Genomic DNA, 26,587 nt, shown 5'->3' on the forward strand with positions numbered 1-26,587 from the left:
GTCGTTCCGCATCTCTGGAGGGAGGTAATTACTCTTAATCAGTCGAGTCGTGTGCGAGATTCCGCCCATCTCAACCTCAAAAAACACAAAAGCTGCCCAACCATCTGACGACGGCTGAACAGCTCTCTTCCAGATGCCTACACGGCATCCTGCAAAAATTTATACTGGGCTTGGATCAAGCCGTAGTAGATCTTTTGTTCCTTCATCAGTTCATCATGATTACCGATTTCCATCATGCGTCCATGATCAAGCACGACGATTTTATCCGCATTACGAATCGTTGATAGGCGATGCGCCACGATAAAGGACGTACGACCCGCTAGGAGTGTCTTAAGGGCCTCTTGGATTTTCAACTCCGTATCTGTGTCAATACTCGCTGTCGCTTCATCTAGAATGAGCACACGCGGATTGGCGAGCAGCGCTCTAGCGAAGGAAATCAATTGGCGTTGACCCATAGACAGGACATTACCGCGCTCTTGCACCTGTGTATCGTAACCATTTGGCAGCAGTGCAATAAAATCATGCGCATGAACAGCCTTAGCAACTTGCTCGATCTCATCATCTGTGGCATCTAAACGACCGAAACGAATGTTGTCTCGGATCGTACCCGAGAAGATAAACGTATCTTGCAGCACGACACCAATTTGTGAACGAAGGCTTTGAATCGTGACACCATTAATGTTATGTCCGTCAATCTCGATGCTTCCCTGATTCGGATCATAAAAACGACAAAGGAGATTCATGATCGTACTTTTCCCTGATCCGGTATGACCAACTAACGCGATAGATTGACCCGCTGTTACATCCAAATTGATACCATTCAACGCAGGACGTCCTGACTCATACTCGAAAACGAGATCCTTGAACTTCACATTCCCTTGTACATGAGGTAAATCCTTCGCACCTTCGATTTCAGCCACAGTCGGCTTCTCATCGATAAATTCAAAAATCCGCTCAGCCGAAGCCATCGCAATCAATAGCTGTGAGTACATCTGCCCTAACCGTGTAATTGGCTCCCAGAAATACCCAATGTAAGTAGCGAATGCAACAAGTAAACCAACGGTGATTTCTTCCTTTTGAATCAAATGCGCACCTAACCAGAACAAGATACAATAACCAATCGCACCCGTAATTTCGATGAGAGGACCAAACGATTGATTCAGTATGGAAGCACGGTTCCACGACAATCGGTTGGTCATATTCATTTTCGTGAAAAAGTTAATATTTTCTTTCTCCTGTGTATACGCCTGTGTGACGCGAATCCCCTGAATACATTCATTCAAATGGGCATTTAAGCGGGATTGCTTCATGGTAACGTCCTGCCATGCGCGGCGAATTTTGGTCCGAAGCTTCGTCGATATCATAAACATAATCGGAACCGTTACAATGATCGAAGCACCCAGTTTAAAGTTAAACGACAACAAAATAATGATAATACCGACCAGTTGAACAACATCGATCAATAAGTTGACGACACCGTTCGTAAATAAATCTTGCAACGAATTTACATAGTTCGTTACACGAACGAGCACAGAGCCGGCAGGTCTTGTATCGAAAAATCGAAAGGATAGCTTCTGAATATGACTAAAGAGATCATGACGCAGATCATAAATAACACGTTGCCCGATCATATTCGTATATTTGATACGAAATGTATTGGCTAGCCATTGAATCAAATATACCCCTAGCATGATACCAACAATTAGTACTAATAATTTCGAATCCTTAGGAATAATGGCATTGTCAATCGCTTTACTGATGAGAAGTGGAACTGTCAACTTCGTTATCGCGCCTAGAAGCATCATGATAATGATAATGGGCAGTATTTGTTTCCGATATGGCTTCATGTAACTAAACAAGCGCTTTAATTGGCCCCAGTCAAAAGGTTTTTCGATCAGCTCATCATCTTGATAAACGAATCGATGCCCTGTTTGAGAATCTGGATTTGGTGAAGCTGCCTCAGCTTGTTTCGATGGAGTACTCAATGTGCCAACCTTCTTTCTGGGTTAGAGGCATGGAATTTGGGTTTATCCTCTGAGTCTATAGCGTCTGCAGCAGCACCCTCTTCACGGGCAACCGCAGCTTGTTTATGCGCATCTTGGTTTTGCGGTCCGTCCGCATACTGAATGTCATACGTTTGACGATATAAGCCATCTTGCTGTAAAAGCTCTTGATGGGTTCCTCTTTGAATAATGCGGCCTTTATCAAGCACAATGATTTCGTCCGCATGCTTCAAGGAGGAGATCCGGTGTGCGATGATGAACGTCGTACGACCTTTCATAACTTCCCCAAATCCGGCTTGAATCTCATGCTCAGTTTCCATATCCACTGCACTCGTGGCATCGTCTAACACTAGAATTTTCGGATCTTTGATCAAGGCTCGTGCGATAGCAATCCGCTGTTTCTGACCCCCAGAAAGCCCAAGTCCACGTTCACCTACAAGCGTATCATAGCCTTCAGGCAGCTCCGAAATGAAGTCATGCGCTTTAGCAAGCTTAGCTGCTCGGATAATCTCGTCCATCGTCACATCCTTGCGACCATATGCGATATTGTTACGAATTGTAGATGAAAATAAGAATGTTTCTTGGAATACCGTTGAAATTTGGCTGCGGTAGCTTTCAAGCTGCAAGGATCTAATGTCTTTACCATCTAGCATTACCTTGCCTTCTTTTATGTTATAAGCTCTCATTAGGAGTGAAATCACGGTTGTTTTCCCCGAGCCTGTGCTTCCTAAGAGTCCAATAACGGAGCCTGGAGGTGCATCCAATGTAAAATCATATAAGGCCGGTTGTTTTTCAGGATAAGCGAAAGTCACATGATCGAATCTTACATGCCCGTCGACCTTAGTCAGCGCTGCGGCGTTTTCACTGTCTTTGACATGCATGTAGTGATGTAGAATTTCAAGAATTTTTTCACCAGACGCTTTGGTTTGCGTAAAGTTATTAATGTGAAAGCCTAGCCCCCACAACGGCCCGATTATGTACCAAATGAGACTAAAGCAGGCTACCAATTCACCAAGTGAAATCGTACCGTTAATGACCATGTAGCCGCCAGCCCCGAGTAAAATGACGACACTCAAGTTCGCTAGAATTTCCATAATCGGAAAATATTTCGCCCAGATGCCTGACGATTCAATATTCATGGACTTGTAATCTTCATTGCGTGCTGCAAACTTGGATACTTCATGCGGTTCGCGAGCAAAAGATTTAACCGTCCGTACACCTGTAATATTTTCTTGCACAGCTGTCGTCATCGTACTTAGGGACTGTCGTACCATCCGGAATGCCGGGTGGATTTTGCCCTCAAAGCGAACTGCTGTAAATGCCAGGAATGGCATCGTAATCATCGTAAGTAAGGCTAGCTTCCAATTGATGGAGAACATCATGCCCATTCCAAAAACGAGCATTAACATCACATTCAGAAGTTGAGCAAAGCCAAAGCCAATAAATTGGCGAATCGCTTCCAAATCGGCAGTCAACCTGGACATCAAGTCTCCTGTTCTAGCTTGATCGTAGTACTGGAACGACAGATATTGCAGCCTGTTGTAGAGCGCATTCCGTAAATGGAAGGCAACACGGTTTCCTAAGCGACCCCCGAATAGACCATGCAGAAACTGGAACATCCCTTTCATAGAAACAACAACCACAACGATGAGTGCCAGTCGCGGCACAAGGTCAAATTGCTTCTCGGTGATGACTTCGTCAATCAAATAACGAAGTAAATTGGGGTATACCAAGCCGAGCGCGGTAGCGATTGCAAGACAAGCAATGGCACCAAATAACAGTTTTTTCTCTGGCCAAAAATACGGCTTCAGTTGCCTGAATACATCCACTTTGGGCCCTCCTTAAAAGGATAGATTTGAACGCTTAATATTTGTGAACACTTTATGAATCTTAACACCATCACTATATGTGAGCAATTCGAGGATACTCGGATTTAAACGCTTAAATAGGCATAAATTCACAAAAACGTGTAGTAATCCCCCCTATTCTTTTAAATCATCGGGATACCCGCCAATGAAAGCCCTTACATGAGCAATCCAAAAAAAGGGGTAACTAAGTTCAAAAGAACCTAGTCCCCCTTTTGTTCAACCACTAAACAAATGCCTTCAACTGATGCTGTTTGGATATGAGTTCATCCAAATCAATCTTCATTTGCAGGGCATCGCGAAGCCCTTCCGCGTGCTCTTTGACCTGTTGCTCCATGATTGATTTCTGAGCAACTAACCAATTTTCCAATTGGATGCCGTATGCTTGTTCAAGCTCCGTCGTTTGCCCTTCAAGAAACGCAACAACCGGCGCATTGATCCGATTCTCCAACTCGGCTTTCAGCTTACTTTTACCATCACCCTCGAAAAATTGCTTCGCATTCTTGAAATAACTCTGAAGCAGTTTCAAGCTGACATCTGATGCTTCAAGCTTCGTCGTCACCTCAGGTGTCACAAACGTATTGGACTCGTAAGAAGCCTTCTCAAAGCCTTCTAGCAGCAAGCCCAGCTCCTCGCCCCAGCGATTCATTCGCTTGCCGCTGATGAGATTCATGCGATTCTCTACACGAAGTGTAGTGGCAAGGACTTCTTGTGATAGATCATGCCCAATCATCCGCAACAGCTCATTCCATGCGAATTGGAGTGCTGCTTTCGGATCTTTGGCTTCATCACGGAACGTAGATGGATTGAAAGCGAAATTATATAATTCACCAAAGCGATACATCGTGCGTTGTTTGACGTAGTACATCAACTCTTGAATTTCTTTTTTCAATTCCTTAAGCTCAGCATCATACCGCGTGTCTTCAAGTAGATCCAGGCCCTGCTGCTCCGATTCATCTAACATGATCAACTGGAGCCTGCGCTCTTCCTCACCCGATTGTGCCCGCTCCAACCACTTCTGCATCGTACCAATCGCTCGATGCAGCTCCAAGTTAGCTGAATGGATGGCCACATCACTGAGCTCGTTCAAGGTGAATTGAACAAATTGCTGTTCAAATGGTTGAATGCCCGATTGTGCGACTAGACTTTCATTGCCATTGATTTTACCTTCTGCCGCCAAATAACTAGAAATCGGATAAATGCGCGGATGACGAATGCCATGCTGCACTAAATTCGTTTCCACGTGGTGAACGACACCTGCCAGCTCCTCCGAGCTTGCCGCTAAATCAGCGGCATTGACGATGAAAAACATTTTATCCATTTCAAAGCTATCTTTCACACGGCCAAGCTGAAGTAGAAACTCGCGATCTGCCTGGGAAAAAGCATGGTTATAATAAGTGACGAAAAGGATGGCATCTGCATTTTTGATATAGTTAAAAGCGACACCCGTATGGCGGGCATTAATGGAATCTGCCCCTGGTGTATCAACGAAGATGATGCCTTGATCCGTCAATGGATTCGAATAATATAATTCAATAAATTCAACAAAGCAGGACTTGTGTTCTTCCGCCACATAGCCTGAGAACTCATCTTTCGTAATTCGGAGCTCAGTACCCAAATGGCTTGAAGCTGCTTCCCAACCTTTTTCTACGGCTTTCAGGAATGAGAAATGAGGCTTTCCTTTGGCCGTTACATCAGCAGGCGAAAGCTGACCAATCCGCTTGAGCGCAGAAGTCATATCTGACGCCTCAACGCCAAGGATTTGAAGGGAATAGAGCACATCCTCCAGGATGGCGTCTGCCTTCTTCATCTTGACCTTGGCTGTGCCATGCGGCCAGTCTTCCGTTGGCGGCATGATCTTGTTAATCGCCGCCGTCGTCGGGTTCGGCGACACCGGCAATACCCGTTCGCCAATCAACGCATTGGCGAACGACGACTTGCCTGCGCTGAACGCGCCGAACAGCGCAATCGTGAACGTCCGCTGCCGCAGACGATCCGCTTTCTCGCGCATGGAGCGCGCGAGCGACCTCATCGACGGCAGTCCGTCGATGAGGCTGGAGGCCGCCTGCAAGTCGGCGGCCTTGCGCTCCATGCGCCTGCCGTGCTCACCTGTGGTGAACACAGATGACGGCGCCGACACGGCAGCTGCCTCCGCAGGAGCTGCTGCTTCCGTACCCGCAGCCGCCGACACTGCTGTCGCGGCGGCCTGCAGGATCTTATCCATGGAGGTCGTGTGCAGGTTAGCCCCGCTCAGCGGGGCTGCTGCCGGCTCCTCCATGGCCGTGAACTGCTGCGCATCCGGCAGCGCCGGCGCAGACGGTCTTTCCCAGCTGGCCATCGCCAGCAGCTGGGTCTCAGCCGCCGCCTCGGCTTCCTCGAGGCGTGCGAGCTCGCGGCAGGCGCTAAGCCGGCCGCTCAGGGATTCCAGCTCTGCCGCTAGCGCAGCGGCGGCAGGACGGGAACCATCGCGGACCGAAGCCGCGATGATGTCAATCACCGCAAACGCCTGTTTGCGGTACAGCAGCTTCAGTTCACCAGCTAGCTGCTTCATGTAGTTCAGCGTGTATTCACCGCCAAACGTCGCTCCTGTATTCACCTGGGACGCGATCAAGTCGCCAGTCACTTCAACCTTCAGCGCTTCAATCTGAGCAATTAGCGCTTGATCATGTTGTCCTTGCTCGTTTGCAGCTTTCTTCAGCGCATCCCGCAAGTGCCAGTCCAGTTGTGCTTCCACTTGCTCTGCCAAATCTGCTTGAAAAGCTATTAGCCGTTTCTCTTGCTCTGCAGCGGTTTGAGCCGCGCGCGAGAAAAATCCGACCTTAAACCCTGGCTTGCGGCTCTCCAAATAGGAGTGGGCATAATCACGGGTTAAGGAAGGCGTAATATTCGCATTCTCAATAATCGAACCAACATCTTTACGAAGTTCTGTCGTTAGCGTTTCTGGCAAGTTTGTCAACACCGTTAATTCATCTTGCTTGGCAACAGCTAAAGTTTGAACATCTTCAACATCGCCTTCTTGACTAAGTGATTCCAGTAATTCCGCCTTCTGCGGTTCATACTGCTCTGCCAGCCATTTGCCATGCTCGGTTGCTAAATAACGCGCAGAAGCGTCTATACTATAGCTGCGCAAGATATCTCCGCGCTCAATAAGACGGCTCAGCATCCACTGCAGCTTAGCATACTCATTATGCGGATGAGAAGGCACCTTCATCGTTACGAACAGTAAATCATCCGGCTCGATACCCCAATTTAAAAAAGCTTGTTTTGTACCCGTTTGATACTGCTCGAAAGGAAGCTCCCATTCTTTATGTTTATCGATCATATTAACGACCAGATAGAGTGGTTTACCCCACTCCTTCATTTTCTTCGTAAAAGCAAGATTCACTTCAGACTGCACATGGTTATAGTCCATGACATAGAAAACAACATCAGCTAGATGTAAAGCTGATTCAGTGGATTGATGATGAGCATCATCCGTAGAATCAATACCCGGGGTGTCCAGCAAGGCTGTATCCTCGCCAAGAAATGAAATGGGATACGATATTTCAACCGTTTCGATATCGGTTCCATTCACACAATAAGCCTCAAGCTCGCTGAGTGGAATTGTCGTTGTCGTCCCCAGCGGATTGAGCTTCCCATCCTGACTTCGTTGTGTCACATGTGCAGCAGGCTGCCCATTTCGAATACTAACAATATTAGCACTCGTCGGAATGGGACTGGACGGTAGCAAGGCATGCCCGCACAGCTGATTAATGAGTGTCGATTTCCCCGCAGAGAAATGCCCGCAGAACGCTATATTCATCCGTCCACTTTCGAGCTTATCCAGCAATTGCCCCATTTTCGTGGCATTATCCTCATCACCTGAATGCCCAAGCACTTGCTGCATCTTCTTAAGCGCATCCGGCATGACCGTGATGCTTCTAGCTACCAATTGCGTCATTCGTTCATTCCGCTCCTCTTATGATTCGATATTTATTTATCTCAGAACTACAGAAAAAAAATCTCCCAAAGGGAGATTCTGGACTTACGTGAGGGCGATTTTTTCTTTTTCCGGTAGGAAAATTTCAAAAACGTCACGATGCTGAAGAATCGTAATATCCGAATCCTTCACTTTCATCACAACAACCTCGGATTTTGTTTTCATTTTGTCTATGTAATTCTGAGGAACCTCACCGGATTCACTGACAGTTACACCTTCAATGACTTTTTCCTCATTATCGGCTAATGGTGTGTTGATGACTTGCTCATAAATATCGGAGAATAATTCGAAGCTATTGGTATATACGGCGATGCATTTCATTTCAATCCCATCCTTTGTCTGCATTTCATTTGTTTGTAATAGTTTTCCTAGTTGGCTTTGGTTTCATACGTTTCTTACCTTCGCGACAGCTGTCCAATAACGGACAAAGTGTGCAATTAGGGTTTTGAGCCTTACAGTGATATCGACCAAAGAAAATTAATCGATGATGTGTTTGCGTCCACTCGTCTCTAGGCACTTTTTTCATTAACTTCTTTTCAACTTCAAGTACGGAATCATCCAAGCCGACAAGACCTAAACGTTTGGAGACTCTTTCCACATGAGTGTCTACCGCGATTGCGGGAACGCCAAAAGCGTTCGACATGACAACATTAGCTGTCTTCCGCCCCACTCCGGGTAATTCAACCAGATGCTCATGCTTCTCAGGAATTTTACCACCGAACTTGTCCAGTAGCAATTGACACAGCTTATGAATATGACTAGCCTTGTTTCGAAATAGTCCAATTCGCCGAATGTCCTGCTCCAATTCTTCTAAGGGAACTGATAAGTAGTCTTCGGGTCGTTTGTACTTCTCAAACAAGTCCTTGGTAACCTTATTCACAGTTTCATCCGTACACTGGGCTGATAGCAATACAGCAATCGTTAATTCAAATGGATTACTGTGGTTCAACTCACAATGAGCATCCGGATATAGTTCACCGATGGTATCCAGGATGTATCTTACTGCCTTCTGTGTCATAGCTGATCTTCCTTAGGGTCGTAATATTCTCCAGTTTAGCGAATTGTTAGTTCATAATCAATCCTTGTAAGCGTCAAAATGCGAACATTTTCTAAAAAAAACTGATTTTTTTTTGAAAATCAGAAAAAAACCGCCTGTTCGAGAAGATTGGCTTCTCAAATACAGACGGATGACCTCTTACTTTTGTTCACATGCCTACTTTTCAATCTCAACAATTTTATCATCTAAGACATAAATATTTAATGGATCACCAGCTACGAATGAAGTTGGTAACACATTTGTTGAGCCAACATGTATATAGGCTCTTGGGAACAAATTAAACGATGTACGCTCCCCTACTCCAGCAGCTTTCACATTCAATTGGTTCAACGAAGAGCTATATTGATCAAATTCACGTTTAGAAGCTACAGCAACTTGGATAAGTAATTTATCATTGATATCCTTCATCAATTGAACACGATCCCCCACTTTAATCGAGGAGAAGCTCCAATCCACACCACCACCCAGTTTCACACTGTAGTTGCTGCCTGCGTTAACAACTTGACTTTTACCAGTAAAATCTTGAACTGTCAAGCTTGAGCCTGATGCATTTATAGCAGTTACTTTACCACGGATCGGCGTAACTAACTCGGCTTTCGTTACAGTACGCCCTTTAAAAGTAAATTTCACATAATCATCAATAGCTAGTTCTGCGAAAGAAGCACTGCTTCCATCTGCTTTCACGATTGGAACGCCATCCAAATTAATAACAGACGACACATTCGCACTATCTATTACCGTAGCCACTTTCAGGGCTGGATTCGTTATTAAGGTTTTATACACCTCTGTTTTACTAGTGACGATTTTGGTAATAATCGTTTGATCAAAACTAAGCAATAGACTAACATTATCCCCGACTTTCAAGTCCGCAAGTGTACTGTTAGGCTTATTGGCAAGTTCGACTGTTGGGGCAAAATTAATTTTAAATGTAAAGCTCTGCCCGCTGTCTGTTTTCAACGTCAGGTCGTTGGTTTGCAGATTTAGCTGTGTTAACGAACCGTCTAATTGTAAGGACATTTGGATTTGCTTAACCGTATCATTGGAAACTAGAAGATCAACGTATTTTCCAGCTGGGAATACGCTAGTAAAGTTTGAAAAAGGCAGCTTATTCCCCGCGTACAAGATCGACACACTGTCACTTAAAATATAAGCATGCGGTTTTCCTGCATGATCGATTACAGATAAAAATTTGGATGAGTCCTGATAACTAACAATTTTTGCAAAATATACATTCTCAATCGAACGATTCGTTACCGTAATCATCGTAACCTTATTATTCAATACATCAAGCTTCAATTGGTCACCAGCAGCCAAATCATAAATGCTAGCATTCGCTAAGCCACTAATAACAACTCGCGTGTTGTTACTTAATTCAAAGGCATCTACCGTCTTACCCGATGTCTTATTAATTAAAATCGTGGATTGATCGTCTGTAAATTGTTTGAAGGTTCCTTCAATGACGGTACCTACATCAGTTTGCTTTTTAACGACAATCTTAACTATTTCACTATTTTTTACCGTGTATTCAACCGTATCTCCAACATGAATCGCATCCACAGTAATTAATGTGTTATCAGCAAGCGTGGCTATTAAATTACTTGAGAAACCAAATGTCTCCGGCTCCCCTGAGGTGGGCTCAAGCAATGTCATTTGCATCGCATCTTTGTTCAATGTTTCAATATCACCGATAGCTGTTTTGTTCACAGGAATTTGTTTAACAACGATTGACGTGTATTCGTCGCTGTCCACAAGCTGGCTTCTACGAATTTGGATCGTGCTGCCTGCGACGAGCTCCCCTAAGCTTTTTCCGCGTCCATCGATGTCTGTTACGGCAACATCCGACGCTAAATCGTAGCTCTCATAATCGTCTAGGGTCGCTTTCATCGTTGTCAGGTTAAGCTTCAGCAATTGCCCCTCGTGCACGTCCATTTGCAGCACATCGCTTAGAATTTCAACATAGTAAGCTGTGCCGTTCACTTGAACAAGTGAAATCTCATAGGTTTCTTGCAATTCTTTAGATGAAATAGCAAGATCATCTTTGTTCCCGAAAAATACCGTATCTTTCGATATCTTGTATGTACTTGTATTCCCGTCTTTATCCATCAGACCGATGCTGCCGCTAGTCAGGCTAGTCATATACCCTTTGACAGCGCGTTCAGGCAATGTCGTCAAATTCTTTTGTGAACGGCTTAGGAATGTCGCCATTTGAGCACGTGTTACTAGGCCCTTCGGTTGAAAAGAGCCATCCTCGAACCCATCTACGACTTCCAAAGCAAATGCGGCATTGACGAATCCTAATGTACCGCTGCTGATCTGAGCGTTATCTGTAAATGACGTTGCCTTCGTAGATAAGCTTTCTGCCAAAGAAGCTTTCCCTATGGCGCGAATCACGACTTCTGCCACCCATTCTCTCGTAGCTTTTTGTTGTCCCCAAATGCCCACTGTCTTCGAGCCTTGGCTTCTCAATTTTTCTTGCTCAGTTGAAATTAAGCCCTTTTGCAGCGCTAACGCCACATAGTTACGAGCATATTTATCAACTAACATGAAATCAGGAAAAACCGTTTCTGACGCTAACGTATCCACATCCAACTGCAAGCCCATCATCCGTGTTGCCATAATTAATACATCCTGCTGAGTTACCGAAGTCTCCGGTGAATAGATACCATCCCCTACCCCCTCGATAACTCCCTCTAAGGCTAGCTTGGAAATGTGACGAATCCCCCAGTAATCACTACTCACATCCGTAAAGGATAAGCGAACATTAGCATTGGAGGCTGCAGTTGAAGTTGTTTGATTTGCGGGTGCTGCAAGGATCGGCGTGCCTGCTAGACTAGTGATGATCAAAGAGCTTACGATAGCACTCGCCAATTTCTTATTTTTCATAATAAATGTTAACTCCTCTACAATTCCTATTTAGTTAGGTCGTTTCAAGGGGTATGGAAGCTCCATATGTCCCATTAAACTATCTACTTGCTTACCATCTTTGAGTACATATAAGGTTTTCACTTCTGGAAATTGGAAAATAGTTTTCTTTAGTGCTTGTAAGAATAAAGCTTCTCCTGGAGCACCCAATTGCGTTTTAGGTCCAAATGCCATATCAATCTTCATTTCACCTTTGGCCGCATCGAACTTCACACTCGTAAATTTCAAATCATCGAATAATGGAATTGCTTTCGGGTCTTCACTTTTTTGAAGTACTTTCAGTGCAGCCTCATAAGCGTCAGAATCCTTCTCCACGCTGATTGTAACCACTTTTTCAATAAGCTTCATTTCATCTAGGTCACTGTAATAGGCTTTTACCTGCAGCTGCTTAGTAGGCGTAACAGTTGGCTTAGGTGTTGCTGTTTGTGCAAGAACTGTTGCAGCCGGTGTAGATGTAGCTTGAGGTGCCGCAGTGGCAGCTCCTGATAATTGATTTTTCTGGCCACAGGCCGTAATAGTCAACGTGATGGCACTTACAAGGAGCGCTCCTTGAACTAGGCGACTTGTTTTGTTCATCTTTTTCACTCCTTAGCGGTTATGTCTAGCCAACCTATTCTAGTTTTTTCCGCTTCATGTTCTCCATACTTATTTAAGGTTCAAGTATTCCTTAATAGCAGCAACAAGTGAAGCCGCTAATTTGTCCTGGAATGCCTCTTTGTACATAGCGGCTTCATCATTCTTATTGGACAAGTAACCAACCTCAAGCAATACAGCAGGCATGGTGGTTTTGGTGATAACTCGAAAGTCACCCTCTCGAACCTTGCGATCAGTAAAACCTGTAGCTGGAACGGCGTGTTTATGAATAACATTGGCGAAATCTAAACTTTCTGGCCTGTTATAGTACGTTTCAGTACCGGATACCGTTGCTTTTGCGCTGTTCCCATGAATCGATAAGAATAAGTCTGCGGAGATATCGTTGGCAAAAGAAACACGATCATCTAATGGTATGAAGATATCGTCAGAACGCGTCATCAGAACATGAATTCGCTTATCTTTCGCTAATAACGCCTCTACCTTCTTCGCTGTAGCCAGTGTAAATTCCTTCTCGTGTCTACCTGTTATGGAAAGTGCACCTGGATCGTGATCGCCGTGACCAGCATCGAGGATGACGGTTAACTTACGCTCACCAATCGTAGCCTTCCACTGATTGGGTAGCTTAGTGGTTTGCGGTTGGTAGTCTATCGGACCATTCAAATCCAGAATAATTCTCACCGTAGCCGGATTGTCACTGAAATTGGAGAAACGCACTTTGGTCACAAGCGGCTGCTTAGAAGGTAATTCGCCTGAGTTCTTAACTAGCAATTTCTTGAGCGAGTCATCCAGCGTCGTATTCGGGAAATCAAACACAAGTCGCGAAGGATTCGATAAGGTTAACACCTCCGGTTTCAAGCTACCCTCTTCCGCAATGACACTAAATTCTGTTTCAGTTAGCTCAATGGAAGTTATCACTTGACCCATCGTGGCAGGTGATGTCGTTCCTGTACCTGTTCCTGTTGACGGCTTCGTTCCCGTAGGCTTCGTCTCTGGGTTCGCCGTATTTCCGTCGGGATTTTCAACCTCAGTGGGTCCCTTTATGGGATTTGAGTCAGCATCATTGTTTTTATACATATGGACGGAAGATGTAGCTCCATCCCACTTAAATTCAATCCCAAGTACCTCTCCGATGAATCGCAGTGGAAGCATCGTAGAGCCATTTTCGATCTTAGGTCCTACTTCTAACACTTCTTTCTTTCCATTAATGGTCGCCGTCGTCGTATTGATAACGAGTTGAATATTGATATTATCTTTTTTAATCGTTACTTTCTGAGTAGCTTCCTCCCATGTCACTAGGGCACCAATTTGTTCCACAATAATGCGTAAAGGAACAATGGTAGTACCATTAACGATTCGCGGCTGAACATTGACGGAATCCAGCAGCTTCTCATTCATAAACAGCTTAATCGGCTTGGGAGCTTCAGCTCCCAAGGCAGTAGTTGGTATGAGCAGCAGACAAATTAGCAAAAACAAACAAAATGCAGGAAATTTCATCATTCACCTCTATGTAATGTCGGTATTGGGGGATGTAACTAATCAGCCATTTAGCCAACTCTATCACTCTATCAGCATCCTTGTTATTATAGCAAAATTAACCTAAACCTGACAGCATAACCTCCTTTACTTCGACATTCTGGTAATCTATTAGACGTAGAAAACTGCCAAAAGTTGCTAGATCGCTCCAACTAATATGCAAAAAAAAGACGCATCCCCAATCAGGGGATACGCCTCTTTGAACTCAGCTTATTTGTAAGCTAAACGCTTTTGGTGAGCTTGCTCATATGCAGTAATTTTCGTTTCATGCTGAAGCGTCAATCCGATGTCATCCAAGCCTTGCAACAAGAATTGACGACGGTGCTCATCCAAGTCAAATTGGATTTCAAGACCGTATTCGTCTGTAAGCTTGTTATTCTCAAGATCTACACTCAACTTGTAACCTTCGTGCTTCGCAGTACGTTGGAACAAGTCTTCAACTTGCTCTTCCGACAATTTGATTGGCAGAATGCTGTTTTTGAAACAATTGTTGTAGAAAATGTCTGCGTAAGAAGGCGCAATGATGACGCGGAAACCGAAATCTTGAATCGCCCAAGGCGCGTGCTCACGGGATGATCCGCAACCGAAGTTCGCTCTGGAAATCAGAACGGAAGCTCCTTGATAACGCTCTTGATTTAATGGGAAGTTCTCAATGACGTTGCCTGCTTCGTCCCATCTCCACTCGAAGAAAAGGAATTGTCCGAACCCGGAACGCTCAATTCTTTTAAGAAATTGTTTAGGGATAATTGCATCTGTATCTACGTTTACACGATCAACAGGGCCTACTAGACCTGTATGTTGTTTAAAAGCTTCCATGGTTTCATTCTCCTTAAAGTTTTGCTTTAGCAAAACTAGTTCAAATTAAGCTTGTTGGTATTCTTTGATTTCCCAATCACGAACGTCATAGAAATGACCTTTGATCGCTGCTGCAACAGCCATTGCTGGGGATACAAGATGTGTACGTCCGCCGCGGCCTTGACGACCTTCGAAGTTACGGTTAGACGTGGATGCACAGCGTTGACCTGGTTGTAGCACGTCAGGGTTCATAGCTAGACACATCGAGCAACCTGCATCACGCCATTCGAAACCAGCTTCGGAGAAAATTTTGTCCAAGCCTTCTTTTTCAGCTTGAATTTTAACACGACCTGAACCTGGTACTACGATTGCTGTTACGCTTGGATCTACCGTGTAGCCTTGTGCAATCTTAGCTGCTGCACGAAGATCTTCGATACGTCCATTTGTACAAGAACCGATGAATACATAATCCACTTTTAGTTCTGTCATAGGTGTTCCTGGCGTTAAATCCATATATTCAAGCGCTTTTTCAGCAGCTTTACGTTCATTCTCTGTTTCAAAGCTTTGCGGATCTGGAACCAATGCTGTGATACTTGTCCCCATGCCAGGGCTTGTTCCCCAGGTCACTTGCGGGATCAACGTATCTGCGTCGAATTCCAATACCCAATCATACGTAGCGCCTTCGTCTGTTACTAGGTTGGACCATTCTGCTACTGCTGCGTCGAAGTCAGCACCTTGCGGTACATATTCACGACCACGTAGATAGTCAAATGTCGTAGCGTCAGGAGCAATTAGACCTGCACGAGCTCCACCTTCAATAGACATGTTACAGACCGTCATACGCTCTTCCATGGAAAGACCGCGAATTGCTTCGCCTGTGTATTCAATAACATATCCTGTAGCAAAGTCAGTGCCGTATTTCGCGATAACACCAAGGATTAAATCTTTCGCAGTTACGCCTGGCTTCAAGTTACCTGTGATACGAACTTCCAGGGATTTCGCTCTGGATTGTTGAAGAGTTTGAGTCGCCATTACGTGCTCAACTTCACTTGTTCCGATACCGAAAGCAAGTGCGCCGAAAGCGCCATGAGTTGAAGTATGGCTGTCACCGCAAACGATCGTTTTGCCTGGGTGTGTAAGACCAAGCTCAGGACCCATAACGTGTACAACACCTTGATCAAGGCTATCTAGGTCAAACAATGTAACGCCGAAGTCACGGCAGTTTTGTGATAGTGTATCTATTTGTTGTTTGGAGATCGGATCTGTAATATTAAAGCGGTCTTTCGTAGGCACGTTGTGATCCATGGTTGCAAAAGTTAAATCAGGACGACGTACTTTACGACCGGACATGCGAAGTCCTTCAAAAGCTTGCGGTGAAGTTACTTCATGTACTAGATGCAAATCAATATAAATAACGCTGGGCTTGCCATCTTCCTGGTTAATAACGTGATTATCCCAAATCTTCTCGAACATTGTCTTTTTACTCATATCCAGTCACCTCTTGTCATTATCCGCATTAGTTTGCTAATGTCTTACCCTCATATAGTAATTTAGCACGGATTGCCTCATAGTTCCAAGATATAATAACTATAAGCTTGATAGTTAAATCCTATATAGGAAAATATTGTTGACATAATAACTGATAATGATTATCATTCTCCTAGTGAACTCGAATTGGCCATCGATTCAAAAAATGTAAAAAGAATGATTAGGGGGAAATTTTTGTGAAAACCATATTTAAACCACTTACTTTTTCAATCGCACTACTATCGTTAATGGTAACCGCTGCATGCGGAAATTCAACGACAACAACATCGCCTTCACCAAGCGCCGCTGCCGCTGCCGCTGCAAGTGTGGCACCAACTGCAACACCTGCTGCAGATAAGACAATTACACACGCTTTGGGAACAACGACAATTAAAGGTACACCGAAACGCATTGTTACATTGGAGTGGGCATACACAGAAGATATACTTGCACTTGGCCTTCAACCCGTAGGTTCCGCTGATAATAAAGGATATAATACAGCAGTAAATGTGAAGCCAGCACTTGATGCTTCTGTTATCGATGTAGGAACTCGTCAAGAGCCTAACTTAGAAACAATCACTGGCTTGAAGCCAGATCTGATTATTACAAGCACATTGCGTTCGAGTAAAAACTACGAAGCTCTCTCCAAGATCGCACCAACGATCGCATTTGAATCCTACCCAGCTGAAGGAAAAGGCGATCAGTACTCCGATATGATTACTACATTCAAAACAATTTCAGATATCGTTGGTAAGAAAGCTGAAGGAGACAAGATTCTTGCTGATCTAGACAAATCCTTCGCGGATACAAAAGCGAAATTAGTCGCTGCTAAAAAGGATGGCGCCGAGTTCGCTTTAACACAAGCATTCAGCAACCAAAACAATGCCGTTCTACGTATGTTCACCGACAACTCCATGGTCGTTCAAATTATGCAGCGCATCGGGTTGAAAAATGTATATAAGTCCTCTAAATTTGAGCTTTATGGCTTCGCAACTGCTTCCGTAGAAGCTTTACCTGCTGTTCAAAATGCGAACTTCTTCTACATCGTTCAAGATGCGGATAATGTATTCGACAAACAATTAAAAGACAACGCTGTATGGAAAGGTCTTTCCTTTGTAAAAGACAACAAGACATTTAAGCTTCCTGGCAACACTTGGACTTTCGGCGGACCACTATCTGCCAAATTATTTGCTGAGCTAACTGCTGCTTCATTAACGAAATGATCCAACCTGCGATGAACTCGAAATCGAATCGATTCGTTCATATCGAGTGGAAATCTCTCCTTGTATTTGGGGGTGGGGGGCTTGCACTCTGCCTCCTGCTTTTTCTCAACTTAACGCATGGAGAAGCGAACATTACCGTTCATACGGTTATTCAAGCTTTGATATCTCCACAAGATACCCCCGACCATTTAATGGTGCGGGGGATTCGCATGCCGCGAGCAGTAATAGGTATGCTTGCAGGTGCTGCACTTGCTGTAGCAGGTGCACTCTTACAGACCGTCACCCGTAATCCACTCGCATCCGCCTCAACATTAGGTTTGAATGCGGGTGCCTATTTCATCATCGTTTTGGCCGCGGTCTTTTTCCCAGCCTTGAAATCGGATCATGCCCTACTTTTAGCGTTAGTTGGGGCATGTGGCGCAGCAGTTATGGCCTATTACATGTCAGGCGGCCGCAAAAGCTCACCTCTACGCATGGCACTTGCTGGCATGATTGTAACACTCGTACTCTCTGCTTTCACAAGCGGACTACAAATCATGTATGAGGAAGCGACAAATGGCTTATTCATGTGGGGTTCAGGTGCATTAGGACAGAACGATTGGCAAGGTGTCCAGTATGCGCTCCCTTGGATTTGCATTGGGCTCGTCGTTGCTTTTCTGTACCATCAAAAGTTAGATATGCTTGCTTTAAGCGAAGAAACCGCTATTTCATTAGGTGAGAAAATCAACCTAGTTCGATTAGTTGCTCTAGCCGCAGCGATTTTGCTCGCTGGTGTGACTGTTAGCGTCGTAGGACCCATCGGTTTTATAGGCCTTATCGCACCTCATCTTGTCCGATTAATTGGCTTACAACGACATCGCTTATTGATTCCAGGAAGCGCGCTCTGGGGAGCCGCAGTTTTACTTGGTGCGGATACGATTGCTAAAATGTTCCACAGTACACTCGGCGAACTTCCTGCAGGTTCCGTAACCGCCTTACTTGGCGCACCATGGTTAATTTGGCTGGCAATCCGCGGTTCTCGAATGAAGGCTTCTGCTGAGAGCAGCTCTATGAGCGTCGGTTACGTAGGCACCAACATACCCTATCCACTTTTAGTTGTGGTATCTGCTATTGCCCTTATCGTCTTGGTGCTCTTCGGCTTAACTGCAGGTGCTTTGCATATCCCGATATCAAATGTTATTGCCGTAGTGTCTGGGCATGGCGAAGAAATGGCTCGCAATGTCATTCTGAACTTGCGCCTGCCTCGCATTCTGGTTGCGGCGCTCGCTGGCGCCTCCTTAGCCGTTGCTGGTTCAATGATGCAGGGAGCTGTGCGCAATCCGCTTGCTGACCCATCCGTCGTTGGCGTGACATCCGGTGCCGGAATGGGTGCCCTGCTCGTGTTGACGATCTGGCCAACAGCGTCTGCTACTTGGGTACCTGTAGGTGCTATTATCGGAGCACTTCTTTCCGCGGGCAGCGTCTATGCCCTAGCTTGGAAAAAGGGACTAAATCCCGTCGTTCTGATTCTTGTCGGAATTGCAGTTTCCGCAATCGGCTCCGCTGTCATTCAATTTCTCGTGATCCAATCCAAACTCGGTGCCGCCCCAGCGCTTACATGGCTGTCAGGCAGTACCTATGCTAGAGGTTGGAAAGAAGTCATCCAACTACTGATCACAACGATCATTCTGATGCCAAGTGCTTGGCTGCTTGGTCGGCGTGTAGATCTATTAGCATTTGGTGACCACGTGTCTATTGGACTAGGTCTGAAGTTGCAGAAAACAAGGCTGGTTTCTGCTGCAATCGGTGTATTTGTTGCTGCGATTGCCGTTGCCGCGGTTGGAACCGTAAGCTTCATTGGATTACTAGCGCCACATGCTGTTCGTCTCTTCATGGGACAACATCATCAGAAGTCGGTCGTGCTTTCGGCCATCTTAGGGGCTATCCTGCTTACAACGGCTGATATTATAGGGAAAACGATCCTCATTCCCAAAGAGATTCCGTCTGGCATCGTCGTCGCTGTCATCGGCGCTCCGTATTTATTGTTCTTGATGTATCGCAGTACAATTCGAAAATAACTATTTTTACCCAGAAAGGCAGTGAAAACTGGATGAATCCAGCGGTCACTGCTTTTTGAGTATTTATTCCTATATTGCTGCTTGAAACGTCCCACAAAGCTTGATATGATAGCCTTCTAGCACGATGAAAAGGAGACGCATTTTCTCATGGAATTACGTCAATTACAATACGCAATCCAAATCGCCATAGAGCGGAATTTCTCTCGGGCGGCCGAGAAACTCCATATCGCCCAGCCGTCCTTGAGCCAGCAATTATCCAAGCTGGAGAAAGAACTTGGCGTACTCTTATTTCAACGGAGCACCAATTCAGTTGAATTGACGCATGCCGGTTCCCTTTTTGTAGAGAAATCCCAAAAAATACTCGATATGATTGAAGGTCTCAAGAAGGAAATGGAAGACATTTCCCAAATGAAAAAAGGCCGACTCGTCATCGGCAGTATGCCAATTACCGGATCAACCATTTTGCCATTCGTCGTACCTGTCTTTCAAGCGGCTTATCCCGATATCGAGATTTCCCTTGTTGAAGAAACGTCTACCAACTTAGAAACTTTAACAGTTAACGGTCAGACGGATATCTCACTGTTATCTTTACCCCTTCGCGAGGAATCGCTTGTTTACGAGAATTTGCTCGAAGAAAATATCGTGCTTGCCGTTCCACCTCATCATCCGCTTGCATCGAGTCAAAAGCCTGTTCGCATCGCGGCACTAGAAAATGAAGCATTTATCGCATTAAAAAAGGGACAAGGCTTTCGTAAACTGACCCTGGACCTATGCCAAGAAGCCGGGTTTACGCCTAGAATCGTGTTTGAATCCAGTAATATGGAAACGGTTCAATCCCTCGTTGCCGCAGGAATGGGAATCGCATTCGTCCCTTACCTTATCTCTAAACGCAGTTTAAGTGAACTTTCACCTGTCAATCTTGCTATTGAAGGCAATCCGACACGTAAACTTGTTATTGCCTATCGCAAGGGCCGCTATATTTCGAAGGCTGCCGAAGCTTTTATCTCCACAATGAAAGAGGTTATGCTAACGATTCGTTAGCATAACCTACGATCTCCCAAGGAGGGAACCCTATGAGCCGAACATTAATCATTTTCCTATGTATGGCGAGTTTGTTGGATGCAGGATTAACTGATATGGGGCTCCGATTGCAACTAATCGGTGAAGCCAATCCAGTCATGAAATTTCTGTATGAACATAGCTACTTGGCTTTCTATGGGATTAAAATCATACTCCCCGTTTCACTCTTTTTCATTGCGGCGAAAGTCGGCAAGCGTGTGTTCATCCATCATTTATTCCGCTTCTCGACCGTCGTTTATATGGGTATTCTTCTCATGCATGCCTTCTGGATCTCAACTTCAATTTCTCAAAGCTTAAATATTTGAATCGTACGCTGTAATTGCGTCACCATCCGAAGCATTTGCTCGGACTGAATAACGACCGCTTTAACCGAACGTGTTTGCTGCACCATCGAAGTCGAAACTTGCTCTGTGCCGGCAGCAGATTGCTGCGTAATCGCAGAGATGTTTTCCATGGTGCCCGTGATGAATTGCGCCGCGTTCAACATCTTCTGACTTTCTCCCGTAAACTCACTCATTCGTTGGGTAATGAATTGGATACTTTCGACCATCTCACCGAATATCTTTTCTGTAGCTTCGATCGATTCTGTCTGCCTACGAGCAATTTCCTCATTGATTTGAATATTCTTCTGGGCCATTTTAATACTATTCTCGATGTTATGTACCATATGGAATACACCCTTCGCCGATTTCGACGACTCTTCAGCCAGCTTGCGTACCTCTTGTGCAACAACGGAGAATCCTCTTCCATGTTCGCCAGCACGTGCTGCTTCAATCGAAGCATTTAAGGACAGCAAGTTCGTTTGTTCGGCAATCTCAGAAATCGTACGAGTGATGGATGAGATACCAGCCGCTTCTTTCACCAGATCATCGATGGTCCCTGATACATTACTTGTTGCAAGAACAATATGAGAAACACTCTCTGATTGACTTTCGACCGCGCGCATACCTTTTTTCACCAGTTCGAGTGTTTTGCCGCAGCGATTGTTCATTTCATGCGTTGAATCTACATAATCCGTGATCTTTGTTTCAATTTCCTTTACAACGGAAAAGCTTTTGAAAACACCAGATGAGATCTCATTCGCTCCCTCTGCAAGTGAAGTTACGGATCCGGTTGCTTCAACAATCATCGTATTAATACCTTCGTTTTTGTGGTAAATATCACGGCTTGAGTCCGCCACATGCTTGGAAATCGAGGCTGTTTCATTCAGAAGCTCCTTCAATTTCACAATCATCGCATTAAAGGAACGTCCCATGTCGCCTAACGCATCCTTTGAAGAAGCATCGACCGTTTGTGTGAAATCTCCTTTTGCAATATTCATCGCCACACGTGTTACATTATCGATCGGCTCTGTTAACGCTTTTTCCAAGAACCGAACATAAGGAAAGCTGAACACCATCAGGATGAGAGACGAAGATAAAGCAAAGATCACAGAAACGTCTGACGTTAGCATCAGGATGAGGATAATAATGGTGTAAAAGGCAACTACGGTATAATAACCAAGTTGAAGCTTAGCGCGGAACGATTGAGCTAGAAACCAGTTCATAGGAGATCGACCTCTCTTTTACGAAATGTAGTGTTACTGCCATAAGATGAGGTCCATGTACCACGTCAACAATGGGTCTCCGAAGCAAAAACAGATTAAACCAGCGACAGCGATGAAAGGACCATAGGGAATTGGTGAACGCCGATCCAGTTTACCTGAGGCGATAAGAGCCACACCGATGACGCTGCCAAGCAGCGCCGACAGAAAGATGCATAACAGCACAAGCTTGATTCCCATTACAAGTCCTACTAATGCCATCAATCGAATATCCCCAAAGCCCATAGCCGGCTTCCCCATCCAAGTTGCAACAAGAGATACGATAATCAGTGTGCCTCCTCCTACCACAAAACCTATTGCATAATGCCAAATTGGCAGAGGGTGAACAAACAACCGTAAACCTGTAAAAAGAAGCATAGCTGGATAGATGATTTTATTGGGCAACAGCATGTAGGCTAAATCACTCACTGTTAGAATGAGAAGCACAGACACAAGTGGGTAGGCAATCCATAGTTCATTTACGCTAACCAGGAAGGGAAGGGCGGCAAATAATAGGCCTCCTGCCAACTCTCCAACGATATACACAGGGGATATATGTGCACCACATGTGTGACATTTCCCTCTCCGAATGAACCATCCAAAGATTGGAATCAAGTCTATCGCGTTAAGCTGACGCCGACAGCCTCCACAGCTAGATCGCGGGGTTACAACAGATACGCCTTTCGGTACCCGAAGCCCCACTACATTAAAAAACGAACCGAACAAAGCACCCACTATGAACAATACGACTGTGTAACTCCATGCTTCCCACCCCATCGCCAAACCCCCTCTTGATGACTAACCTCAGTAAACCTTATTTAGAAATCTGCTTTCTTGGCATATTCACGATTACTTACCGGGGCTGTCCCCAATTGAACCTGTAACCAGGCAGCTAATTGATTAAAGCTCTCAATCGTTACTGTAATGGATTGCTTCTGCCCGCCTGCTGTTGCCATTTCGATCTCGATCTTATTCTCGGCTTCTGTACAAACGACCAAGTATTGCGACATATCGCCGTTCATTTCCTCACTCCAATTACACATAACACTGCTTGTGAAATTTTTCATTGGTCCATTCCCCCTGAATAAGTTAATGATCTTACCGCCATTCACAGCCTTTAAGCCTCCTGTAAACATATCAGTCGATTCCTGAGACTTGTTCGTTGCGTTTGTAGATACCTGCTCGCTCGGTGTTGGAAGAGAAGGTACGGTTATCGACGCAGCTGCTTGTACCTCATTTTCCATTGTAAGTGTCATTTCATTCAGGTCATCCAAACTTAACTCACGCTCAGGAATATCAACTGTAAACTCATTCACTTCTGTTACTTCAACTGCCTGCACAACTTCTATCGGCTCAACGAATTCTTGTGCCTCGACTAGAACAACAGCTTCATCTTCTTCGATGAATTCAACCGCTTTTGCGGCTTCTACAGGTTCTGCAACTTCAACAGCTTCTAACCGATCATACATCTGTGTACCGCCGGTCTCCTGCTGCATAAGCTCCCACTCTGGCTCCACGTCTCCTTGCATCACAGCTGCAAGACGCTCCATCTCTAATGTTCGATCCACATCAGATGTGATTAAGGGTAGCTCAGGCTCTGCGTTGTCCTGAGACTCTACAACCATCGAAGTCTCTTTTGTCTCGGCCACTTCGGCAAAGGCAAGTAACACCTCTAAGGCATTGACGACTTGAGAAGGCTTCGCTGGTTTCTTCTCTTCCAGATAAGGCGCTTTCATTATTGGTTCCATTGAAGAAGAACGAAGTTCAGCAACCTCTGGTTCCTTCGTCTCTTCATAGACCAGCTTACTGCTCATCTCATGTGGAGTAGCTTGTTGTGCATCAATATGCTTCAGGACTTCATTATCCAGCTCTGTAGGCAGTAATTCGCTACGCTCAGAGTAGGCTTGATCAACAGAATTCATACGAACTGGTTCCTGGGATACCTCCATGGCAACTGCAACCTGATCTTTTGGCACGTCGTTATCCATCATCGTATGGACGACCTCAAGCTCCGTGGGAGCAACCTCTTGACGCTGCAGTTCTTGAGGAATCATTTGCCCGATCACACGGGGAACACCATATTTACGTACAATTTCATTCACGCGGTTCGGTTTAAAAGGTTTCATCACATAGCCATTCGCGCCTGCTTTGAGCGCATCCGAGATAAGATCTTGCTGACTCATCGCTGAACAGATGAGCACGACCGCGGTAGGATTCAGAAGGCGAATTTCCTTCATCGCCTCGATACCATCCATCTCAGGCATTGTAATATCCATCAGGACAATATCTGGCTGAAGCTCCTCGTACTTCTGAACAGCTTGTCTTCCATTCTCAGCTTCTCCGACTACCTCGTGACCATATTGTTTCAAGATATCCGTTAACATTTTGCGCATAAACTTCGTATCGTCAACGACCAGAATTTGAAATGACATTGCAGGTACCTCCTTCCAGAATGGTAATTCTGTCATTACTTGATGTATTTTACATTCTTCACAAATACATTGAAATGATTGGTTGTTGGAATGCCATCAGGCGGATAATCATATAAGTTATCGTCGTAGAAAATTTGAAGTCTCGATGGCTTTGTATTGTTCAATTGCACTTCAGGAACGTCTCTATTCCAGTCTAAGCTACCTTGATATCGGTTAACCGTACTACCTCCGCCTGTGGTCAAGTCACCTCGCACCGCATTGAGTTCAACACCGCCAACACCACCATGCAACCCACCTTCAATTTTCAACTTCGACATTACACCATATAAGCGAATGCCTTGTTTCGTATAGAAGAATGCACGAACATTCTCAACGCCAGCATTCGAGCTATTCCCTAGCACAATTTCCCCTGAGGCGACAATAATAAGCGGTTTTTGGAGCTTGGTTTCTGTTTCAGTCGCGTTTTCATCTTTGTTGATCGAAGTCATCTGCTTCAGCTCCACATTGCCATCCACATAGACTGTACCTTCCAGCCACACATTACCAACGATCTTCAAATCACCCTTGATATACATGGTTCCCTTCGGAAAATGAAACCCGTCATTCAAGGTTACGTTGCCATCCACGGCTAAGAATTTACCAGCTTGCAAGGAAAGTTCCCCTCGCAGATCAGCCGCAATTAGATTCGGATCTGGCGACTTTACATACACAGAGCCATTGGCAAGTGAAAGTTTAGCATCTTTGTTAGCCATGGTAAGGACACCGTAATTCACGAACAGATCCGCATCCGTTGTAGCTGAAGCTGCATCCTTCACCGTGACGTTCCCATCAACGGTCACCCATTGATCGTTATACAATTTACTTGTCGGTAAATCTTCAAACAATGTTACTTCCACAGGGCTAGCTTCAGGCACTTTATACCCACCTAAATCGGCTAACTTAGCTTCTAAATTGGTTTGTGTTTTATTCGATACATACCCTTCTACATCAACTTCTACGTCTTCATCCAGGGTAGGATCTTCTAATGGAAAATACTGTGGAGCAAAATGAACCGGTTGCACGATTTCACTTGTGTTCGTTAGGGGTGGAAACTCGCTTACACCATCAGACTGAGTAAAATTAAATTTACCAGGAGCTATTGTATCCGCATCGCCTTTGACTCGAATGAAACCACGGATCTCAGGAAGTCCTGTCTGGATGCCATATTTACTTCGGTTGGCTCCGTTTGTTAAACCAGTGAACAGAGCTTCATCTCGAATGTAAAGATGATTCGCAACAAACATATCGCCTGTAATCGATGGCGTTCCATTTAACACCAGATCACCTCCAGATGAAACTGGATAACGAAACACAGGGTTAATCGTACTCACATATACGGTCATCTGTTTCAAAACAACGGTAGAGGGTTTTCCTTCCATGATCCCGCGAGAGTTGATTATAAACTTCCGTACATAAGGAAAGTCTGGACTAGCTAGCGCCTTTACAGGTGATTCTGATTCTGGATTAATGACCGTTTTGGCTAAGAGAATATCAATTTGATACTGCCCTTTCTTGGCCTTAACCATTTCACCATTGTTATCCTTCTCGTCTCCCTCGACGCCTACTTCTTTATCAATAAAGGGGAGCATCAAGGATAATTGATTCTCAACATTCCGCATGCGGCTCCGGTAATTCGTCCCTCCAATGGATTCCCCATTAGCAACGGCTCGCCGGATTTGTGCTAGCGTGTCATCTAATCCCTTTTGTGCGATAGCTTCCGCTTGAACACTTGACTCAGACGTCGCAGCTTGTATGGCACCGCCTCGGAGTACACCCATGAGGATAAGTCCCATCATGGTCATCAATACAACAGCTAACAAGGCAATAACGAGTGCAGAGCCTTCTTCATTGTGCATCCTTGGTTGGAGGCCTTTATTGTCTTCATTCATAGAGTTCAAT

The 26,587-nt window shown here is 45.0% G+C and carries 17 protein-coding genes and 1 pseudogene; 4 read left to right on the forward strand and 14 right to left on the reverse strand.

Annotation, left to right across the window (positions count from 1 at the left end; translation table 11 throughout):
• Positions 1-137 precede the first annotated feature (137 nt).
• The 10 genes from AC58PQ_RS01325 to leuC form a co-directional block, all read right to left on the reverse strand.
• A complete protein-coding gene (locus tag AC58PQ_RS01325) occupies positions 138-1,985 on the reverse strand; it encodes an ABC transporter ATP-binding protein (protein ID WP_497240195.1) in 1,848 nt (615 codons plus the stop codon).
• Complete coding sequence (locus AC58PQ_RS01330) at positions 1,982-3,832, reverse strand: ABC transporter ATP-binding protein (RefSeq protein ID WP_497240196.1); 1,851 nt, start codon at positions 3,830-3,832, stop codon at positions 1,982-1,984. The genes AC58PQ_RS01325 and AC58PQ_RS01330 overlap by 4 nt, the downstream gene beginning before the upstream one ends.
• A 262-nt stretch (positions 3,833-4,094) precedes the next feature.
• A complete protein-coding gene (locus tag AC58PQ_RS01335; RefSeq protein WP_497240197.1) occupies positions 4,095-7,808 on the reverse strand; it encodes a dynamin family protein in 3,714 nt (1,237 codons plus the stop codon).
• Positions 7,809-7,892: 84 nt separating this feature from the next.
• Positions 7,893-8,168, reverse strand: a complete 276-nt coding sequence (locus tag AC58PQ_RS01340) for a hypothetical protein (protein ID WP_028554377.1) — start codon at positions 8,166-8,168, stop codon at positions 7,893-7,895.
• 25 nt (positions 8,169-8,193) lie between these two features.
• Positions 8,194-8,865: an endonuclease III gene (gene nth / locus AC58PQ_RS01345; RefSeq protein WP_497240198.1), complete on the reverse strand. Its 672-nt coding sequence runs from the start codon at positions 8,863-8,865 to the stop codon at positions 8,194-8,196.
• A gap of 195 nt (positions 8,866-9,060) precedes the next feature.
• Complete coding sequence (locus tag AC58PQ_RS01350; protein ID WP_497240199.1) at positions 9,061-11,787, reverse strand: S-layer homology domain-containing protein; 2,727 nt, start codon at positions 11,785-11,787, stop codon at positions 9,061-9,063.
• A 30-nt stretch (positions 11,788-11,817) separates the two neighbouring features.
• Positions 11,818-12,402: a GerMN domain-containing protein gene (locus AC58PQ_RS01355; protein WP_497240200.1), complete on the reverse strand. Its 585-nt coding sequence runs from the start codon at positions 12,400-12,402 to the stop codon at positions 11,818-11,820.
• Between the two features lie 69 nt (positions 12,403-12,471).
• On the reverse strand, positions 12,472-13,914 hold the full coding sequence (locus tag AC58PQ_RS01360) for an N-acetylmuramoyl-L-alanine amidase family protein (RefSeq protein ID WP_497240201.1): 1,443 nt from the start codon (positions 13,912-13,914) through the stop codon (positions 12,472-12,474).
• Positions 13,915-14,163: 249 nt separating this feature from the next.
• A complete protein-coding gene (gene leuD / locus AC58PQ_RS01365; protein ID WP_477593445.1) occupies positions 14,164-14,769 on the reverse strand; it encodes a 3-isopropylmalate dehydratase small subunit in 606 nt (201 codons plus the stop codon).
• Between the two features lie 45 nt (positions 14,770-14,814).
• Entirely contained in the window at positions 14,815-16,236 is a 1,422-nt protein-coding gene (gene leuC, locus AC58PQ_RS01370; RefSeq protein WP_497240202.1) for a 3-isopropylmalate dehydratase large subunit, read from the reverse strand.
• Between the two features lie 236 nt (positions 16,237-16,472).
• Between leuC and AC58PQ_RS01375 the strand changes: the two genes are divergently transcribed.
• The 4 genes from AC58PQ_RS01375 (at position 16,473) to AC58PQ_RS01390 (ending at position 20,940) form a co-directional block, all read left to right on the forward strand.
• Positions 16,473-17,498 (forward strand): ABC transporter substrate-binding protein, encoded by a 1,026-nt coding sequence (locus tag AC58PQ_RS01375; RefSeq protein ID WP_497240203.1) that lies wholly within the window; start codon positions 16,473-16,475, stop codon positions 17,496-17,498.
• An 11-nt stretch (positions 17,499-17,509) separates the two neighbouring features.
• Complete coding sequence (gene fhuB / locus AC58PQ_RS01380) at positions 17,510-19,555, forward strand: Fe(3+)-hydroxamate ABC transporter permease FhuB (RefSeq protein WP_497240204.1); 2,046 nt, start codon at positions 17,510-17,512, stop codon at positions 19,553-19,555.
• Positions 19,556-19,702: 147 nt separating this feature from the next.
• Positions 19,703-20,596: a LysR family transcriptional regulator gene (locus tag AC58PQ_RS01385; protein ID WP_497240205.1), complete on the forward strand. Its 894-nt coding sequence runs from the start codon at positions 19,703-19,705 to the stop codon at positions 20,594-20,596.
• Positions 20,597-20,628: 32 nt separating this feature from the next.
• A complete protein-coding gene (locus AC58PQ_RS01390; protein ID WP_497240206.1) occupies positions 20,629-20,940 on the forward strand; it encodes a DUF5658 family protein in 312 nt (103 codons plus the stop codon).
• On the opposite strand, the gene AC58PQ_RS01395 is transcribed toward AC58PQ_RS01390, so the two are convergent.
• The 4 genes and pseudogenes from AC58PQ_RS01395 to AC58PQ_RS01410 form a co-directional block, all read right to left on the reverse strand.
• Positions 20,922-22,181 (reverse strand): methyl-accepting chemotaxis protein, encoded by a 1,260-nt coding sequence (locus AC58PQ_RS01395; protein ID WP_497240207.1) that lies wholly within the window; start codon positions 22,179-22,181, stop codon positions 20,922-20,924. The genes AC58PQ_RS01390 and AC58PQ_RS01395 overlap by 19 nt on opposite strands.
• A gap of 33 nt (positions 22,182-22,214) precedes the next feature.
• Positions 22,215-22,994, reverse strand: coding sequence for a prepilin peptidase (locus AC58PQ_RS01400; RefSeq protein ID WP_497240208.1), 780 nt, complete (start codon positions 22,992-22,994; stop codon positions 22,215-22,217).
• Positions 22,995-24,298: 1,304 nt separating this feature from the next.
• A pseudogene (locus AC58PQ_RS01405) lies at positions 24,299-24,649 on the reverse strand (response regulator); the annotation flags it as partial.
• 35 nt (positions 24,650-24,684) lie between these two features.
• Entirely contained in the window at positions 24,685-26,586 is a 1,902-nt protein-coding gene (locus AC58PQ_RS01410; protein WP_497240209.1) for a hypothetical protein, read from the reverse strand.
• Position 26,587: the final 1 nt, after the last annotated feature.

This window comes from Paenibacillus sp. J22P143 (genome assembly GCF_059692035.1).